The organism is Acinetobacter sp. ABJ-A23_2, from assembly GCF_044538765.1.
Classification (GTDB): Bacteria; Pseudomonadota; Gammaproteobacteria; order Pseudomonadales; family Moraxellaceae; genus Acinetobacter; species Acinetobacter nosocomialis_A.
In genome coordinates this window covers 1-17,482 of sequence record NZ_JBIUCP010000019.1, presented here as the reverse complement: position 1 = coordinate 17,482, position 17,482 = coordinate 1, and the positions used below count along the sequence as shown (strand labels likewise).

13 protein-coding genes are annotated in these 17,482 nt (G+C 39.8%); 5 read left to right on the top strand and 8 right to left on the bottom strand.

Annotation, left to right across the window (positions count from 1 at the left end; all coding sequences use genetic code 11):
* Nucleotides 1-6: 6 nt before the first annotated feature.
* The 3 genes from phoR to ACH63V_RS08530 all read right to left on the bottom strand — a co-directional run bounded on the left by phoR (nucleotide 7) and on the right by ACH63V_RS08530 (nucleotide 3,012).
* Nucleotides 7-1,365 carry a phosphate regulon sensor histidine kinase PhoR gene (gene phoR / locus ACH63V_RS08540; protein WP_263614859.1) on the bottom strand — a complete coding sequence of 453 codons (1,359 nt, stop codon included), beginning with the start codon at nucleotides 1,363-1,365 and terminating at the stop codon, nucleotides 7-9.
* 9 nt (nucleotides 1,366-1,374) lie between these two features.
* The gene (phoB, locus tag ACH63V_RS08535) at nucleotides 1,375-2,085 is read right to left on the bottom strand and encodes a phosphate regulon transcriptional regulator PhoB (protein ID WP_000650776.1); all 711 of its coding nucleotides are present in this window, start codon (nucleotides 2,083-2,085) and stop codon (nucleotides 1,375-1,377) included.
* A gap of 255 nt (nucleotides 2,086-2,340) precedes the next feature.
* Complete coding sequence (locus ACH63V_RS08530) at nucleotides 2,341-3,012, bottom strand: TetR/AcrR family transcriptional regulator (RefSeq protein ID WP_198071896.1); 672 nt, start codon at nucleotides 3,010-3,012, stop codon at nucleotides 2,341-2,343.
* Between the two features lie 196 nt (nucleotides 3,013-3,208).
* On the opposite strand from ACH63V_RS08530, the gene ACH63V_RS08525 reads away from it, so the two are divergent.
* A complete protein-coding gene (locus ACH63V_RS08525) occupies nucleotides 3,209-4,042 on the top strand; it encodes an SDR family NAD(P)-dependent oxidoreductase (RefSeq protein WP_396463248.1) in 834 nt (277 codons plus the stop codon).
* A gap of 56 nt (nucleotides 4,043-4,098) precedes the next feature.
* On the opposite strand, the gene ACH63V_RS08520 is transcribed toward ACH63V_RS08525, so the two are convergent.
* From ACH63V_RS08520 to ACH63V_RS08500, 5 genes are all read right to left on the bottom strand, one after another.
* The gene (locus tag ACH63V_RS08520) at nucleotides 4,099-5,466 is read right to left on the bottom strand and encodes an MATE family efflux transporter (protein ID WP_368568256.1); all 1,368 of its coding nucleotides are present in this window, start codon (nucleotides 5,464-5,466) and stop codon (nucleotides 4,099-4,101) included.
* A 105-nt stretch (nucleotides 5,467-5,571) separates the two neighbouring features.
* A complete protein-coding gene (locus ACH63V_RS08515) occupies nucleotides 5,572-6,726 on the bottom strand; it encodes a pyridoxal phosphate-dependent aminotransferase (protein ID WP_396463247.1) in 1,155 nt (384 codons plus the stop codon).
* Nucleotides 6,727-6,753: 27 nt separating this feature from the next.
* Complete coding sequence (locus tag ACH63V_RS08510) at nucleotides 6,754-8,064, bottom strand: DUF445 domain-containing protein (protein WP_263614855.1); 1,311 nt, start codon at nucleotides 8,062-8,064, stop codon at nucleotides 6,754-6,756.
* Between the two features lie 13 nt (nucleotides 8,065-8,077).
* Entirely contained in the window at nucleotides 8,078-8,641 is a 564-nt protein-coding gene (locus ACH63V_RS08505; protein ID WP_151761708.1) for a CC0125/CC1285 family lipoprotein, read from the bottom strand.
* 60 nt (nucleotides 8,642-8,701) lie between these two features.
* Nucleotides 8,702-9,241, bottom strand: a complete 540-nt coding sequence (locus ACH63V_RS08500) for a DUF924 family protein (protein WP_311087274.1) — start codon at nucleotides 9,239-9,241, stop codon at nucleotides 8,702-8,704.
* Between the two features lie 168 nt (nucleotides 9,242-9,409).
* On the opposite strand from ACH63V_RS08500, the gene gshA reads away from it, so the two are divergent.
* The 4 genes from gshA (at nucleotide 9,410) to ACH63V_RS08480 (ending at nucleotide 17,329) form a co-directional block, all read left to right on the top strand.
* Nucleotides 9,410-10,987, top strand: a complete 1,578-nt coding sequence (gshA, locus tag ACH63V_RS08495) for a glutamate--cysteine ligase (RefSeq protein ID WP_000082286.1) — start codon at nucleotides 9,410-9,412, stop codon at nucleotides 10,985-10,987.
* A 14-nt stretch (nucleotides 10,988-11,001) separates the two neighbouring features.
* Nucleotides 11,002-11,517 carry a disulfide bond formation protein B gene (locus tag ACH63V_RS08490; RefSeq protein ID WP_396463246.1) on the top strand — a complete coding sequence of 172 codons (516 nt, stop codon included), beginning with the start codon at nucleotides 11,002-11,004 and terminating at the stop codon, nucleotides 11,515-11,517.
* A 167-nt stretch (nucleotides 11,518-11,684) separates the two neighbouring features.
* The gene (locus tag ACH63V_RS08485) at nucleotides 11,685-14,996 is read left to right on the top strand and encodes a type VI secretion system Vgr family protein (protein ID WP_396463245.1); all 3,312 of its coding nucleotides are present in this window, start codon (nucleotides 11,685-11,687) and stop codon (nucleotides 14,994-14,996) included.
* 20 nt (nucleotides 14,997-15,016) lie between these two features.
* Nucleotides 15,017-17,329 carry a LysM peptidoglycan-binding domain-containing protein gene (locus tag ACH63V_RS08480; protein ID WP_396463244.1) on the top strand — a complete coding sequence of 771 codons (2,313 nt, stop codon included), beginning with the start codon at nucleotides 15,017-15,019 and terminating at the stop codon, nucleotides 17,327-17,329.
* Nucleotides 17,330-17,482 lie beyond the last annotated feature (153 nt).

The window sequence follows — 17,482 nt, the reverse complement described above, 5'->3', positions numbered from 1 at the left end:
ATAATTTTAGGTCATGTTATAGAGTCTTTCTTTTGGAAAAACTGCGGTAAAGGTTGATCCTTCATTTTCTTTAGATTGCACATCTAAATACGCGCCGTGTTGCATCAGCACGTGTTTTACAATCGCTAAGCCTAAACCTGTACCACCAGTTTGACGACTACGGTCGCTGTCTACGCGGTAGAAGCGTTCGGTCAGACGCGGCAAATGTTTTGGGTTAATCCCGATACCTGTATCTTGCACGCTAAAGTAAGCATGTTCACCATCGTCGTGCCAGCCAATGGTAATGGTTCCACCTTTTGGCGTGTACTTGATGGCATTGGTAATTAAATTACTAAATGCGCTGGCAATTTCCATGTCAGAACCAATTAAGTCACAGTGACTATCAATGTGTAAATTGAGCGTGTGTCCATAATCAGCATTATAGGCCTGAGCATCATCAAACAATTGATTCATTAAACTCGGCATTTCAATAATCTGGTTTTTTGCAATTTTCTTATTATTTTCTAAATTTGATAACAGCAGTAAATCATTCACTAACGCGTTCATACGCTTAGTTTGAGACTGCATCTGATCAAATGCGCGTTTCCAGCGTGGGCTAATATCTTCTTGGTCGGTAAATGTTTCGATATAACCACTGAGTACAGTTAACGGTGTACGCAGCTCATGCGAAATATTATCGACGAAGTCTTTACGCATTTGCTCAAGGTTGTGCATACGAGTCACGTCGTAAGCCACCAATAAACGACTTTCTCCACCGAACCGTGTGAGTTTGACCTGTACATAACGGTCATCATCAAGACTTGAATGGAGTTTTATCCCATCCGGTGCTTGATCAATATTGTTAAAATATTCAATAAAAGTAGGCTGGCGCAAAATGGTTAATAAGTTACGACCACGGTCGAGAGGGCTGATTCCCAATAAACGCTCTGCGGCAGGGTTCCACCATTCAATTTGATGTTGATCATCAATGAGTACTACTGCTTCAGCAAGGGCAACCAAAGAGGATTGAGCACGGTCAATCAGCCCCACCATTTCGGCTTGAACAATACGTTCCTGACGCTGAGCACGATACACATTAAATAATAATGCCCCCCAAATACCACTTAGGTTGGGAGGAACATCGTAAGGATTATTGGCAATCCAGTCATTCACCAAATATAAAGAACGCAACTGGAGTGCAAAAAACACCACGAAGGCGATAAAAATACAGCTCCAGAAATACCCAACCCCTAAACCGACTAAACCTGCAATAATCAGGAAAAATAATAAAAGTCGTAAATCTTGTTTAGCAAACGTCCACAAACTACTGTAACGGGAAAGCTTTTGTTCACGTACCTGTTCAGGGACGGGGTAGGGTTCATACATAAATTTTGGTTAACCTGCGGCTAAATCTGCACGTGTAGAGAAACGATAACCTGTACCACGTACGGTTTGAACAAATCGGTCAACACCAAAAGGTTCTAACACTTTACGTAAACGACGGATATGTACATCGATGGTACGATCTTCAATGTATACATTACCGCCCCATACCTGATCGAGCAACTGGGCACGTGTATATGCACGTTCCGGATGGGTCATAAAAAATGCAAGTAAGCGATATTCAGTTGGTCCCATATCTAAAATGCTGTTACCAAAGCTTACGCGTTGGCTTACAGGATCAAGAATTAAGCCATTGGCATCAATTGTTTTTTCTCCGCTTAATGCATTTGCACGGCGTAGAACAGCTTTAATACGAGAAACCAGTTCACGGGTTGAAAATGGCTTAGTCATATAGTCATCTGCGCCAGCGTCTAGACCTTGTACTTTGTGGTCTTCTTCTCCGCGAGCAGTGAGCATAATGACTGGAATTTCTGCTAGGTTTTCATCACGTTTTAAGCGGCGGCATAAATCCACACCACTTACGCCTCCAGGTAACATCCAATCAAGCAAGATAAGTGCTGGACGTTGGTCGACGATAATTTGATGAGCCTGTTTGGCATCTTCAGCCTGTAAACATTGAAAGCCTGCCATATCCAAAGAAGTATGGATCATTTCACGAATAGGAAGCTCATCATCGACAATTAAAATATAGTCATCTTTCACAGCGTAATACCTTGTAGATTTTAACGGTGAACCGTTTTGTAGTTATGACAGGCTTATTACAAAGATTAATTATGACAATTTCATTGCAGAAAAGTCTATAAAATCGAATTTAGCAATAATTTGTGACAAAAATACGGCAAGCACATGACCGAATGATGACAGGGCGACATAAATTTTCTTAAAGCCATTCAAGGTGTTACCAATTTGCTTTCAGCTAGGTTTTTGGACTTAAAGTAGTGTCAAAAAACTTTAATATTATTTTGAAACCTGAGCCAATAAAGACAAGAAAACAATACGGCAGGCTGTCAAAACTTGCTCGAGAGACTGCTCAAAGCCACCCATCACCCATCGAATTGCAATTTGCGTAACGTAACCATTTAACCCTGTTGCAATTAAAGAGAGCTCATTTTCCTTATGCTGTATTTGCGGCATGGTCAGCATAACGAACGCTTGGATCATACGGTCAAACTGAGCAAGGGTTTCCTGAATGGTGGCTTGATTATGTAATTCCTGAACCAGAACTGCATCAACGTAGACGATACGAGCTAAACGAGGATCTTCTTTTAAAGTCGTCAGCAGTGCTCTTAAGCCTGCATCGACCATTTTTTCTGGATCTGGCGCAGCTTTAATCACAGCTTGCATTAAGTTTTGCTGTAACTCTTCAATCATTTTTAAAAAGATGGTTTGGAATAAATCCTCACTCTTTTTAAAAGATTCATAAAAATAGCGTTCGGTGAGTTTTGCTTCTTGGCAGACATCCTTTACCGTCACTGAAAAAAAGCCAAGGGTTCCATAAGTCGCAATACCCGCTTCAATGAGTTTTTCACGGCGTGCTTCTTTACGCTCGGAAAGAGATAACCCTTTGAACTGACGTTCTTTACTCACAGTTTTTGTTTTCTTTTTACTGGTTGAGTCGTTTGTCGCCATAAATAAATGGTTTCCTGATTTATCGGTTTTTCGGCAAATATAAGGCCTATGATAAAGCGGTCAGCAGAATTGTGCCAATCTATCTGAAATTACAGTGTACTATATTGACAATGAATATTGTCAAAATTATATTAAAAGAGTCTAAAGTGCACATGCAATGAACCGATTGTGCAAATCGAAAAACAAAGGATGGACAATGAAAAATTTTAAAAACAAAGTCGCTGCAATCACGGGCGCAGGTTCTGGCATTGGGCAACAATTAGCAATTCTCTTGGCGAAACAAGGCTGCCATCTTTCGTTAAGTGACATTAATGAAAAGGGTTTAGAGAAAACTGTTGAGCTATTAAAACCCTACAGTAATATTACTGTAACAACCAAAAAGTTAGACGTTTCTGACCGCGAAGCAGTAAAGCAGTGGGCACAGGAAACCGTGCAAGATCATGGCTCTGTTAATCTCATTTTTAACAATGCTGGGGTTGCTTTAGGTTCAACTGTAGAAGGCGCAACCTACGAAGATTTAGAGTGGATTGTTGGAATTAACTTTTGGGGCGTGGTTTACGGGACCAAAGAATTTTTACCGTTTATTAAGCAAACTCAAGATGGTCACATTATCAATATTTCTAGCTTATTTGGTTTAACAGCTCAGCCAACCCAGTCTGGCTATAACGCGACTAAATTTGCGGTACGTGGTTTTACCGAATCGTTACGCCAAGAGCTAGATATTGAAAAATGTGGTGTAAGCTCGTTATGCGTACACCCAGGCGGTATTCGTACCAATATTGCGAAAGCTGCAAAAATGAGTGACAGCTTAAGCAGCTTAGGTATGGACCCGACTAAATCAATTCAAAACTTTGATAAGTTCCTACGTACCCCACCAGAAGAGGCGGCTCGTCAAATCTTAGACGCAGTTTTGAAAAATAAACGCCGGTTATTGATTGGTAGTGACGCAAAAATTCTGGATGCATTCCAACGTTTGTTCCCGACAGGATACCAACGTGCTTCAACCATTGTGACGAAATGGATGAAATAAGATTTAAATTAAAAAAAGCCATCAATTGATGGCTTTTTTTATAAGGTTCAAGCTTTTTAAATCAGGACTTTGATCTTCTTTTTCTTCCAAATAAACTGGTAATACAAGCCTTGAACAATACAGAGGCTGACAAATGCCAAGGCATAGGCAAACCAGATTCCTTTAAGTCCCCATATTGAGCTAAACCAGTAAGCACATGGAATTTCAATAAACAAAATAGCCGAGATATTAAGTAACATTGGGGCTGTCACAGTTCCGCTGGCACGCATGATGGATGCAAAAATAGCGCCTGCACCAAAGAATAAAATTGCCCAAAGTACAATAAATAAAAGCTGCTGCCCTAATACCACCACGGTTGGGTCGGTAATAAATAAAGCCATCAAATATTTTGAAAAGAGATAGCCCAGTGCAATTAGGGCACCTGTAAATAAAAAGTTCATACCTAGAGCCGTGCGGGTAACACGTGCAAGTAGGTCTGATTTACCTGCACCAATGGCTTGTGCTGCAAAAATTGAAGCCGCAATTGAGATTGATAAAGCAGGGAACTGAATATAGTTGAGTACTTGGTTTACGGCACCATACGCAGCTGTCGCATGCGCTCCAAAGCGGTTAACTAAACCTACAATCACGAGTCCCGCCATAGAAGTCGTAATCATTTGAATACCTGTTGGCACACCTAAACGTAAAATGATTTTGCTCAATTCTGGGTTGTGACGGATATGTTGCAAAAGCTGGCGGTTCGGTCGAAGCGGATGCTTTTTCTTGTTTAGGTAAATCGCAAGAAAAATTAGGATAGCAATATAACTAATAATTGATGCTATAGCGGGTGCAATAATGCCGAGAGCAGGAAAGCCAAAATAACCTTTAAGCAAAATTGGGGTAATAATTACGCCAATTACACTGGTTAATGCCAATGCCAGTAAAGGTGTAGTACTGTCACCCACACCACGTAAAATTGAGGTATAGATAATATAGACAAATAGAAGCGGACTACCCGCTAACATCCATTGTACATAAGGCAAAGAGAGATGCATGACCTTTGGGTCGGTGCCTAAAAGCTCTAAAATATTGTGGGCAAAAAATACACCAATAATCGCGGTAATGATTCCGCCAATAATGGTCATAAACAGGGTAGAACCCACTACACTTTGTACTTTTTCAAAATTCTGTGCGCCCCATGCTTGCCCTACTAACACTGTGGTGCCTGTTGAAATTCCGATAATAAAAGCAAGCAGTAAAAACAAAATCGGGAAATATACAGAAACTGCGGCAATTGCATCGACTCCCATCATCTGTCCAACAAAGATGGTGTTAATGGTGCCAGACAGATTTTGCAAAATATTGGTTGCAATAAGCGGCAATAAGAAAACAAAAAATGTTTTCCATAGATTTTGCTGATGAATTAAAGACTGTCTTGGTGGCATTTGTTCTCCATCGCCCATCTCTTTGATGAGCGGGGCGGATATTCAACTTAGCATATTTAGATAAGATTTCTTGTAGTGTTTTGCTAGGCTAAGTTTCTAAATTTATTAACATTCATTCAAGATTTCTCCTGCTTTTTGCAATGTCTCATCATTTTTAGCAAAGCAGAAGCGAATCAGACGTAAAGACTCTGGTGCTTGCTGGTAGAAAACCGAAACAGGAATAGCCACAATTTTATATTGCTCGGCAAGAAACTGGCACATTTCAACATCGTTTAAGTCGGGTCTAATTTGACTGTAATCCAAGTTTTGGAAATAAGTACCTTGAGATGGTTTAAGTAAAAAACGGCTATTGTGAATTGCCTGATTAAATCGATCTCGCTTAGTTTGATAAAACTGCGAAAGTTCCTGAATGTGTTCCGGATGTTGCTGCATATATTGCGCTAGCGCAATTTGACAAGGTGTCGTACCACAGAAATTTGCATATTGGTAAATCTGGCGGAACAGACGCATTAATTCAGGTGAAGCCACACAGTAACCAGTTTTCCAGCCTGTTACATGGAAGGTTTTACCAAAAGAACCAATCACAAAACTACGTTCTCTGAGCGCTGGAAAATGCAATGCACTAAAGTGTTGCTGACCATCAAAAACCAAATGTTCATAGACTTCATCGGATAAAACCACAATGTTTTTATCTTGAATAAGTTCAATGAGTTCTAACCAGTCTTGTTTTTCCCAGATAGTGCCAGTGGGATTGTGAGGCGTATTCACCACAATCATACGGGTTTTGTCATTAATCAAATCTTTGACTTGTTGCCAGTTCACCTTAAAGTCAGGTGCTTGCAGGGCAATACGAACAGCTTTACCACCTGCTAGCTGAACAGAAGGCCCATAGCTGTCATAACTCGGGTCAAAAATAATGACTTCATCACCTGTGTTGATACAGGCTTGTATAGCACAGAAAATAGCGATGGTCGCGCCAGGTGTAATCGTGATCTGGGTTACAGGGTCAAGTTGACGTTGATCACGCTGTTGAAACTGTAAAGCAAGCTGTTCACGGAGTGCGAGAATGCCATCACCAGGTGGGTATTGATTGTGTCCAGCCAAAGTTGCCTGTGAGAGGGCTTCGAGCAAAGCATGAGGGGCTGGAAAGTCTGGGAAACCTTGTGAAAGGTTAAGTGCACCCAAGCGCTGTGCCATTGCCGTCATGGTACTAAAAATAGTTACCCCTTGTGCGGGCAATTTTGACTGAAGCTGTAGCATGTTATTCTCTTAAGATAATTATTAACGTTATAAAATCGATTCAATCGCTGCGCGGATTACACCTAGAGTTAAACCGATAAATGCACCCACTACAACGCCATTTACTCGAATCATGTGTAAGTCGCCACCGACTTCATTTTCAATTTTTCCAATCATTTCACGTGAGTCCCATTCATGAATGCGCTCACTCACATAGCGTATGATTTTATGGCTATATTGATCCGTAAAGTTCATGGCAAGTCCTGTCATTTCTTTGTTGAGAACTTCGCGTACTTTTACATTTTGGACAAGGTTTTCACCCAATTGCTGAATGGCAGCTCTAAGGTTCATTGCAATGCCAGAATCTTCTTTCATTAGATCTGCTTTAATGGCATCACATAAAATGGTGACAGCACCACTAATGAAATTTAGAACTTGTGGACTATCTAACAGCGCATCTTTACCGCTATTGAGACGTTGACTGGCAACACTGTCAGGATTTGCTAATTCGAGCATAAGCGAATGAGCAACGGTTTCAATTTCCTGTCGCCAAGGGTGTTCGTGGTCGGCCAGCATTGATTCTACTTTTTCAACCAGTGAATCGATGGTACGTTGTTGAACATCAATACCAATCCAGCTTGCACCTTTTGCAAGAGACCAGACACCCAGCGCTTTAAACATTTTTCGGGTTAACTCACGGGTTTTATCCGGGTTTTGTACGACCCACTCATGCGCAATATCGAGACCACGTTGCAATACATCTTGGTGGAAATCATTTTCCAAGACCGCGCGTAGCATTTCACTGGCGAGTTTATTGACTTGAGTGTTACGCACCCATTGCACACTGTTGTTTTGCACAAAATTAGCAATTTGCTCTTGGCTAACAAATTCAAAAATTTTCGGGACAGTTTGCTGAATGAGCTGCACTACTTGTGTGTTGTTTTGTGGGCTGGCTAGCCATTGCCCAATGGCAAGGCTTAGGTCAGTTTTTTCTAAGCTTCGTTCTACTACTTGAGGTGATAGAAAATTTTCCTGCACAAATCGGCCCATTGACTCTGCAATACGAGCCTTATTGCGTGGAATAATTTCGGTATGATCCCGCAAAAATTTTGGGATAGGAAGCTTGCCAAATGGGTTTCGAAACAGGACGGTAATGGCATACCAGTCTGCGAGTCCACCCACTACGCCAGCTTCCGCGCCTAACATTAAAATATGAATTAAGTTGGTGTACTCTGGCAGAAAGCGATTGGCAATCAATAACCCAATCCACAGCACTACTACAATAATAAGTGCCAGCGTCGCAAAGTATTTGCTGCGCTTCAGATTGGGTGCATGGTGTACTTCTTCTGCCATATTCATACGGTCATCCTATTCATTTTTGTTTTACTGGCGGCTCAGGCGGCGGCAACAATTCTCCTGTCGGGCTTAAACCATATTTTTGTCCGATAGATTTGAGAATTAACGTTGCATCAAAAGCGTCCTGCGGAGCCTGCTTTTGATCCCGATAACATTCAATAGTATACGACACTTGAACAGGGTCGATATTGACCACTTGTGGGAAATCATAGAACGGATCATGCCAGAAGCCCGGATAACGGCGACCATAACCATACGGATAAAAACTCGGCGCAGATGGGTAAACCACGGCCTGACGAGGTGGTTTTTGGCTTTGATTACTTGGGTCATTTTGCACTTTAAAAAAGCGGAAGCCTTTTTGTACGGTCGTTTGTGCTGCTTTCACCAAGGTAATTTCTTCAGCTGTTCCATAGCTCATGTTTGAGTCAGCTTGGAAGCTGATTCGGAACGTTTGTGCATTTAACGGATAGGCTGAAAACTGGCCAAGCTGATTGAAGGTTTTGGGTTTGCTCGGTAGGGTTGAACAAGCACTTAAAGTTAAGGCAGTGCCTAAAGCTAAACAAAGAGAGAGATATTTCATGGTGAACTCCCAGCTGAGCATGGAAGAATGGATAACTCAGCATTAAAAAATAAAGCAGTCTTAAAAACTGCTGTTCGGTTCTAATAAAAATTCGGTTTCCTCTAGTGTTGAAACACGTCCAAGGATGGCATTGCGATGAGGATAACGTCCAAAGCGATCGATAATCACTTTATGTTTTTTCTCAAAGCTTAAATTTATTTCATTGCCGAGGCGTTGAAATAATTTTAAAGCAAACTCATGAATTAGCTTCGATTCACTATGCATAAACGGCATGTATAAAAACGAGCGCTGTTCAGGGTTAAGCTGTGCATCGAGTTGCAAGCTAATTGCTTCTTGTGACAAAGCTAAAGCGAGGCTGTCGTAAGCAAAAGATTCGGGTTGATCACGATAAATGTTGCGAGAAAACTGATCTAGCACAATAATCTCTGCAAGACGACCTTCTGCCGTTTTTCGCCAAGACCAAAGTTCTGCTCGAGTTGCCTGACGATGAATGTCTGCAAATTGATCACGAATTTTTGTGTCAAATTCATCACTTTTTGCAAACCAAAGTGAACGGTGTTCAGGTGAAAACCAGAAGTTTAAAATGTCTTGATCGTTCATGATATTGACAACTCTTTAGCAATTATTCTTCAATAAAATCACAATTCTTTCGTGTCTTAAATAACAAGATTGTGATAAAAATTGCCAAACTGAAATGATGTGATCATATCAACATCCATATCATGTCACGATTTTGTATATAGTGATCTTTTATAAGCGAGCAAATGCATGAGTCAACCCACTACACCATCTCAATCAGTTATTCCTGCTTGGGTGGATTCGTCGCTACTACAAGGCATGTTACGTGGAATAGAACGTGAAAGCCTACGTATGCAAAGTAATGGGTTCTTATCACAAGAGTTACATCCAAAAGCATTAGGTTCAGCTTTAACACATCCAAAAATTACAACTGACTATTCAGAAGCGTTGATGGAGTTTATTACTTCACCACAGCCAACGATTGGGGATGCCTTGCATGAGCTCACCGATATTCATGCGGTTGTACACCGTCATTTAGAAAATGGTGAAAAACTCTGGCCGTTATCTATGCCATGTATGCTAGATGACAATGAAGAGCGTATTCGTTTAGCTCAATACGGTACTTCTAATATTGGCCGTTTTAAGACGCTTTATCGCCGTGGATTGGGTATTCGTTATGGTCGCCGTATGCAGACGATTTCGGGCGTACACTATAATTTATCTTTTCCAGATTCGCTTTTTACTGCCTTGCAGGCACATGAAACTGACGAAAAATTAAAAGCACTCAGTCTGCAAGATTATCGTAGTCATCGTTATTTTGGGCTTATCCGTAACTTTATTCGCTTAACGCCACTGGTAATGTTCTTAGTCGGAGCGAGTCCTTCGGTTTGTCGTTGTTTCTTGACTGGACATGAACATCATTTGTTGCCTTTAATCAAAGGGTCATACTATTTACCGTATGCTACAGCCCTGCGTATGGGACGTTTAGGTTACCAAAACTCGGCACAAAAAAGTTTAGGCATTCACTACAACAACCTATCTGGTTATCTGGCTGGTTTACAAAAAGCCGTACATTCTCCTTACCCGCCATTTAGCCGTTTAGGGTTAAATGATGCCTCTGGTGAACCGTTGCAAATTAATGACCATGTTTTACAAATCGAGAATGAGTATTACAGTCTCGTGCGTCCAAAACAGGTGCCGCATGCGGGTGAAACACCATCTCAAGCCTTGCAAAATCGAGGAGTGGGTTATGTTGAACTTCGTGCAGTAGATGTAAATCCATATTCACCAATTGGTGTAAATGAAACAACGGCTGGTTTCCTTGAGGCACTGGCGCTTTATTGCTTACTCAGTGATAGTCCTGAGTTGCTATGTCCTGAGCAAGATTTGATTGAGAAAAACCAGACAGAAGTGGTTAACCGTGGCCGAGCGCCAAACGCAACCATTACTGATTTAAACGGGTCTTACCATATTGAGGACTGGGCACGTCAGCATATTTCGAACATGCAGGCTTGTGCCAAATTACTTGATCAGACCTATGCAACAAATCTGTACAGCTCGGCTTTGACCGTAATGCAAGAACGCATTGATGAAGTAGATGAAACATTATCTGCACATGTGATTGATGACACGTTAAAGCATGGTGGAACCTGGAGCTTTGGCAGTCATATGGCACAGATGCATGCTGAAAGTTATGAAAAGCATGAAATCAGTGCAGAGACTTTACAATATTTTGAACAATTGGCTGCACAATCTTTACAGCAGCAAGAACAACTTGAGCAAGATAGTCAGATCAGCTTTGATCAGTATCTTGAACAATATAGATAAAAACGAGGTTTTACATGCGATTAAGTTACCGTTTGGTGAGTGGACTGCTTGTACTGGCAAGCATTGTCGGCATGTCTTTTGCGTTATATTTGGAACATGTAAAAGGGTTAGAGCCATGTCCGCTCTGTATTTTTCAACGTGTTGGCTTAATGGCAATGGGATTTGTGGCGCTCATTGCATTTTTGCATAACCCAGTTTCCAATGCGATTAAACGCTTCTATGCATTTTTAGCAGGTATTGCAATTTTATGGTCAGTCGGCGTGGCAGGCCGTCATGTTTGGATACAGCATTTACCAGCAGACCAAGTACCAAGCTGTGGACCAGGTTTAAATTATTTAATCGATGCTTTACCGATGAAAGCAGTTTTACAAGAAGTGCTTTCTGGTTCAGGTGAATGTGCGGCAATTGACTGGACTTTTTTAGGTCAGTCTTTACCAGTGTGGTCATTGGTTTATTTCGTTTTGCTTTTGCTAGTCTGTTTATGGCAGTTATTCCGTTTTTATCCAGTATTTAAGACTACTAAAAAGTGAGTTTAACATGATTAAAAAAAGCTCAACTTAAGTTGGGCTTTTTTTAATCACATTAGAATAAGTGAGAATATAAGAAAAATTGATAAAAATAACGCATAATTTTGTAGACAGATAGTTCTGTTTTTTATAAAGTGCAGCCGTTTATATATCCTTATGATTATAAAAAAATGCTTTTTAATATATTTAGTGTCTTGGAAAAAATAGGGCTAAATGCCCAGAAACGTGCTATCCATGTACAGTTTTCTAATGAACTACTCAATAACCAAATATTCTTACAACGTATAGAAGGTCAACATCAGCTGAATGGTGGCCTAATGGCAGAATTGATCTGCCTTTCAACCAATGCCCAAATTGCATTGAAGCAATTTATTGGTGTTCAAGTCGCTGTTGATCAGGTCACAGATTCGGGACAATTGTTCCGAACAACAGGTATTGTGACCGAAGCCAGTTATGGACAAAGTGATGGTGCTTTAACGCTTTATAAGCTGACTATAGAAGACGCGACAAATTTATGGCACAAACGCCGTAATAGTCGTGTTTTTATGAATAAAAGTATCGTAGAAATTACCGAAGTTCTATTTAAAGAGTGGCAAGAAAAAAGTCCACTGTTTGCTGCGAGTTTAAGTCTAGACTTGGGTGGGTTAAGTCAAAACTATGATATTCGACCTTTCACCATGCAGCACAATGAGTCTGACTATGACTTTCTTACGCGCTTATGGCGAAGTGAAGGCATTAGTTGGCTCATTGATGAGTCAGAGCTTTTTGTTCCGCATTTTACTGCGCCAATACAAGCTCAAAAACTAAGACTAATTGACGACAATAGTCAGTATCAGGCTTTAGAGCGTCGTAGTATTCGCTATCACAGAAGTAGCGCAACCGAATATCAAGATAGTATTACTGGTTTTGTTGCAGTACGAAGTTTGCAACCGACAGCGGTACATGTACAGCGCTGGCAACCCGATGTCCTTGCACAAGAAGAGGGTAATGGTTCGGTTGTTACCACACATACACATTCAGACAGCTTTGACTCAGCCACTTTAAGTCTTGAGCAAGCATGGCATGTAAGCCCCGCTTGGATGCAAGATTTAAAAGGAGAAGATCAGGCAACCGCTTCGGGTAGTAGTCAGTTAGAAAAACTAAATCAGCACTTCACCGACATGCATGCGAGTCGGGCTAAATACTTTAAAGCTTATAGTAGTGTCCGCGATAGCCAAGTCGGTTATTGGTTTAATCTACGCGAGCACCCTGAAATTGATCAGCATGAAGGGGCAGATCAAGAGTTCCTGATTATTGCTAAAAACTTCTATAACCAAAATAACTTGCCTAAAGATTTACATCAGCAGGTTAGCCAGTTATTAACCCAAAGTCGTTGGGATCAACATGGTTATGATGATATAGAGCGTCAAGGTAATGAACTGACTCTAATACGCCGTCAAATCAAAACTGCACCTGAATATAATCCAGAACAGCACCGCCCCATTGCCTACCCACAAAGAGCGAAAGTCGTGGGGCCACAAGGAGAAACCATTCATGTCGATGAATGGGGGCGCATTAAAGTACGTTTTCTATTTACCCGTAGTGATGATCATGGCCATGACGGTGGTGCAGGTAGCAATGATAACGATACCGACTCGGCTTGGGTGGACGTACTGACTCCTTGGGCAGGAGAAGGCTATGGCGCACGTTTCTTACCACGTATTGGTGAAGTGGTTGTCATTGACTTCTTTGATGGCAATATTGACCGTCCATTTGTGACTGGGCGCATCCATGAAGCACAGCGCTCACCAACCAAGTTCGATATAAAAGGTCAGCTTCCTGCAACTAAAAAACTGAGCGGGATTCGCAGTCAGGAAATCAATGGAAGTGGCTTCAACCAATTACGCTTTGATGACACAACTGGACAAATCAGTACTCAACTCCAAAGTAGCCATGCTGCAACACAGCTGAATTTGGGTAATTTAAGCCATCCGAAAGAACAAGAGACGAGCCAAGGCCGTGGTGAAGGCTTTGAGCTGAGAACAGATGCTTGGGGAGCTGTGCGTGCAGGTAAAGGCATGCTCATTAGTACCTATGCACAAGAGCAGGCGATTGCCGACCATTTAGAGGCTGCACAAGCACAATCTTTACTTTCACAAGGCTATGAAAGCATGAAAATGCTCAGTGAGGTTGCAGCCAAGCAACAAACTGATGCTTTGAATGTGATTAATCGCTTACCTAAATTTATCCAATCACTTGAGCTAAAAACCACAGGTCAGGCATTAAATAGTACGGTGAACTTATTTAAAGAAGGGATTAATAACGACCCTATTCACGCTTTAAAAGACTGTGGCGGCTTTATTCAAGACATTGGTGCACTAGGTGGAAATGCAAAAGGCGTTGTAGATGAATTTAATGCTTTCTTTACCGATGCCAAAGATGCAGTGGAAAACTTAAAAGCGTTCATCGAAAACGTTGAAGAACATGGTGCCGATATCGTTAAAGGTAAACTTGCCAGCATTAAAGACCGTATTCATAAAAATCCATTTGAGAGTATTAAAGAGGTCGGAAAAGTCTTAGCCAATGTTGAGACTAAAGACTTTGACCTAATGAGTGTATGTGGCACTTTTAGTAAAGGCAGTAAATTGGAAGTGTCACCTTCTAAAGCATTGAGTTCTTTACAAGGCTTTATGGAGGGTTATACCCAAGGTTTAGAAAGCAGTTCCGATACTAAACAGCAAGAACAAGGCAAAATCTTTAGACAAGCGCTTATGTTATTAGCATCGCCAAATGGCATTGCTTTGACGACGCCTGAAAATATTATTCTGCAGGCGTCGCAAGATATTGCTGAAAGTGCCAGCGGCTCAATTAATTTGAGTGCACAGAAAAATATTATTGGGCACGCACAAGACAAAATTAGTTTGTTTGCCGCGCAAAAAGGTTTGCGTGCTTATGCAGCAAAAGGAAAGCTCGAATTACAAGCGCAAGATGATGCTATTGAAGCAATTGCCAAGAAGGTCATTAAGCTCATTTCTACTGAAGATAAAATCGAGCTTACGAGTCCAAAAGAAATTGTATTAACGGCAGGTGGATCACAGCTTAAAATTAATGCCAATGGTGTGTTTTCAACAACAGGCGGTAAGTTTGAAAGTAAAGCTGGGCAGCATTTGTTTACGAGTGGAGCCAAGGTTTCTTATGAGGTTCCTGAGTTGCCAAAAATTGGGCCATCTGCAATTAAATTTTTATTTACATCAATATTGGGAGAAGCAATTCCTGAAGCTAAGGTTATAGTGTTTGATGACTTAGAAAAACATACGCTATGGGAAGGGGTAACTGATAAAAATGGTTTAACTCCATTATTAGAAAGTGAAGATGCTAAAAAGTATTCAACATATTTAGGTTTTGATCAATGGTCTAGCTCTTTTTATGATGATGAAGTCGATGAAGAGAATAGTAACGATACGATTCTGGAGCCAGGTGAACATGGTTCACAGCTTGATTAAATTTTAATAGGTATGAATAAATGAATAAGAAAGTACATAATGTTGCAAAAGGCGAAACACTTTGGGGTATATCAAAGCATTATGGGATTCCTTTAAAGAATTTAGCCGATTGGAATAACTTAACTGGACGATTAATTCATAATATAAGTGTTGGGCAAAAAATATACTTATATCCACCTCAAGAAGAGATTGATACATTCCTAACTATTCGATTATTGGATTTAGCATTTAATCCAATTAATACTGCCACATTAAATCTAGAATATGATGGTTTAAAAAAAGAAGTTAAAATACTAAATGGAAATTCTCCTGTAATTGCTATTAAAGATCACACAAAGGGAATAAAAGTATATTTTAAAAGTAACTTAAAAGGCTTTTATTTAATTGCTGACCATAAAAAATTGCCATTAGGAAAAAAGAAATTAGTTTTAACTTCTAGAATGATGAAATCAACTGGTGTATATGGTTATAAAGAGGGTACTGAAAATCAAAAAGTAAAAGATGTTAAAATTGATTTAAAAAATAAAAATAAAGAGTTGGTAAAGGAAAAAGTTGAAAAATCGACCCCAGAGCCTGTAATAACTGAAGATAATAATGAGCTAAAAAATCAAAAAGGAGTTTTAATTGCTACGGGAGAGAATAATTCAGTTAGTGGGAATTCACAAAAACAGAAAGAAACACAACCACAAGTTAATTTACCTGAAACAATAGATAAATCGGTTAGAACTGAAGGAGGAGAAAAAACACATGCTATTGCCAAGGTTGGAATTGAAGGAAACTTGAGACTGGTTGCTGCAAATGAAATTTATAGAAAAGATATTCTTGATGCTGAAAAAAAATATGGCATAAGTGCAGCAACAATAGCAGCTCTTATTTGTATCGAAACGGGCGGAGGAAAAGTTGAAAATAAATGGGATCCAAATGCAGTAAATCCGCAAGGAACAGGAGTTGGTCTAGGCCAATTTTTTACCCCCACTTGGTTGGAACTAGCGACAGATAAAACAGGTAAACTGAATCAATATATAATTAAGAAGAAAGGGTATAAGGTACTTGTTGGAAGTGGTCGTTGGAAGAGCTATACACTTTCTGACGACCAGCGTACTGAAGAACAGAAAAAGAAAAAATTACAACAACCTATAGTTAAGCTGAATAGCAAAGATATCAGCTGGATAAACTCGCTAAGAACTGATGCTGGATTATCAATTGATACGATAGCTTTATCTGCAAAAAAAAATTTAGAGGGCTTAAAGCGTAGATTAAAGAATAATGGTTTAGCTACTAGTGGAGTTGATAATCTAAATCCATTAGAAATGAGTAAGCTTATATATTTTTGTCATCATGAATCACCTGGAAGTGCATATTTGATCATGAGAAACAGTATTGATAAAGATACTGCTAAGACTAATTTTGAAGCTAATGTAAGTAAAAAAGTTCAAGCTAAATATTTAAAGCAAGGTAATAATAACTATATTCAAGCATATAAAATTTGGATGTATGAAAATCTGATTGATACAAAAATTCATACTTTAGAATTTATGTTGAATACAAATGGATTACATGAATCCAATATGGTGGATATAGAAAAGAAAGTTTTAAATTCTAAAGAAGAACCAAAACCAAAACAGGAATCAAAACAGGAATCAAAACAGGAACCAAAACAGGAACCAAAACAGGAACCAAAACAGGAACCAAAACAGGAACCAAAACAGGAACCAAAGATTGGTGGTGCAAATGTTTGGTTTGATCCATTAAAAGTAAATAGAATGAGATCAGCTGGAAAATATGCCGCGGTCGCAAAATCTTGTACTTTCGGTATGGTGCGAAATGGTGGAAAAAGAGCACATCAAGGTATTGATTTAGAAGCAAAAGTTGGAGATGAGATAAGGGCGGTTGCTTCAGGGACTTTATATGCCATTAATAGAGATTTTAACGCTAAGGGAGATAGTAGTTTTGGGGCAACTATTACATTGCAAGTAAAAGTAGATGATTTACCCGAGAAACAAAAACTTTACATAAGAAAGCATTACCCAGATATAATATTTGTTTGGTTTTTTTATGCCCATTTGAGCCAAATTAATAGTTTTGAAAGCGATGAAGCTTGGATTGAGGCTGGAACTCCATTAGGGAAAACAGGATGTAGTGGAAACGCACATATAATGCCAACAGTTGAATTAGGCAGCCATTTACATTTTGAAGTTTGGTATTTGAAAGATCATGGGAAAGGTAATAAATCATTACCAACAAAGGATCAAGATGGTAGAGGATTGGTGGGTCGTTTTGATCCATACCCTTTGCTTAACAACCCATTACCTCCAACTAAAGAAAAGCGATGAGATTAAATATGAATCCAAGTAAAATATTTTTAGTATTAGCCCTATTAATACCAAACCTTTCTCAGGCAAAAAATATTATTTTATATGATGATTCAAATAGTATTATTTCTCAAGGATATAAAAGTATTAATGAACTTGGCCAATCTGTAAAAA

Excerpts from the sequence above, each read along its gene's own strand:
- phoR (WP_263614859.1), bottom strand. The coding sequence starts at position 1,365 with ATGTATGAACCCTACCCCGTCCCTGAACAGGTACGTGAACAAAAGCTT.
- ACH63V_RS08530 (WP_198071896.1), bottom strand. The coding sequence starts at position 3,012 with ATGGCGACAAACGACTCAACCAGTAAAAAGAAAACAAAAACTGTGAGT.
- ACH63V_RS08525 (WP_396463248.1), top strand. The coding sequence starts at position 3,209 with ATGAAAAATTTTAAAAACAAAGTCGCTGCAATCACGGGCGCAGGTTCT.
- ACH63V_RS08520 (WP_368568256.1), bottom strand. The coding sequence starts at position 5,466 with ATGCCACCAAGACAGTCTTTAATTCATCAGCAAAATCTATGGAAAACA.
- ACH63V_RS08515 (WP_396463247.1), bottom strand. The coding sequence starts at position 6,726 with ATGCTACAGCTTCAGTCAAAATTGCCCGCACAAGGGGTAACTATTTTT.
- ACH63V_RS08510 (WP_263614855.1), bottom strand. The coding sequence starts at position 8,064 with ATGAATATGGCAGAAGAAGTACACCATGCACCCAATCTGAAGCGCAGC.
- ACH63V_RS08505 (WP_151761708.1), bottom strand. The coding sequence starts at position 8,641 with ATGAAATATCTCTCTCTTTGTTTAGCTTTAGGCACTGCCTTAACTTTA.
- ACH63V_RS08500 (WP_311087274.1), bottom strand. The coding sequence starts at position 9,241 with ATGAACGATCAAGACATTTTAAACTTCTGGTTTTCACCTGAACACCGT.
- gshA (WP_000082286.1), top strand. The coding sequence starts at position 9,410 with ATGAGTCAACCCACTACACCATCTCAATCAGTTATTCCTGCTTGGGTG.
- ACH63V_RS08490 (WP_396463246.1), top strand. The coding sequence starts at position 11,002 with ATGCGATTAAGTTACCGTTTGGTGAGTGGACTGCTTGTACTGGCAAGC.
- ACH63V_RS08485 (WP_396463245.1), top strand. The coding sequence starts at position 11,685 with ATGCTTTTTAATATATTTAGTGTCTTGGAAAAAATAGGGCTAAATGCC.
- ACH63V_RS08480 (WP_396463244.1), top strand. The coding sequence starts at position 15,017 with ATGAATAAGAAAGTACATAATGTTGCAAAAGGCGAAACACTTTGGGGT.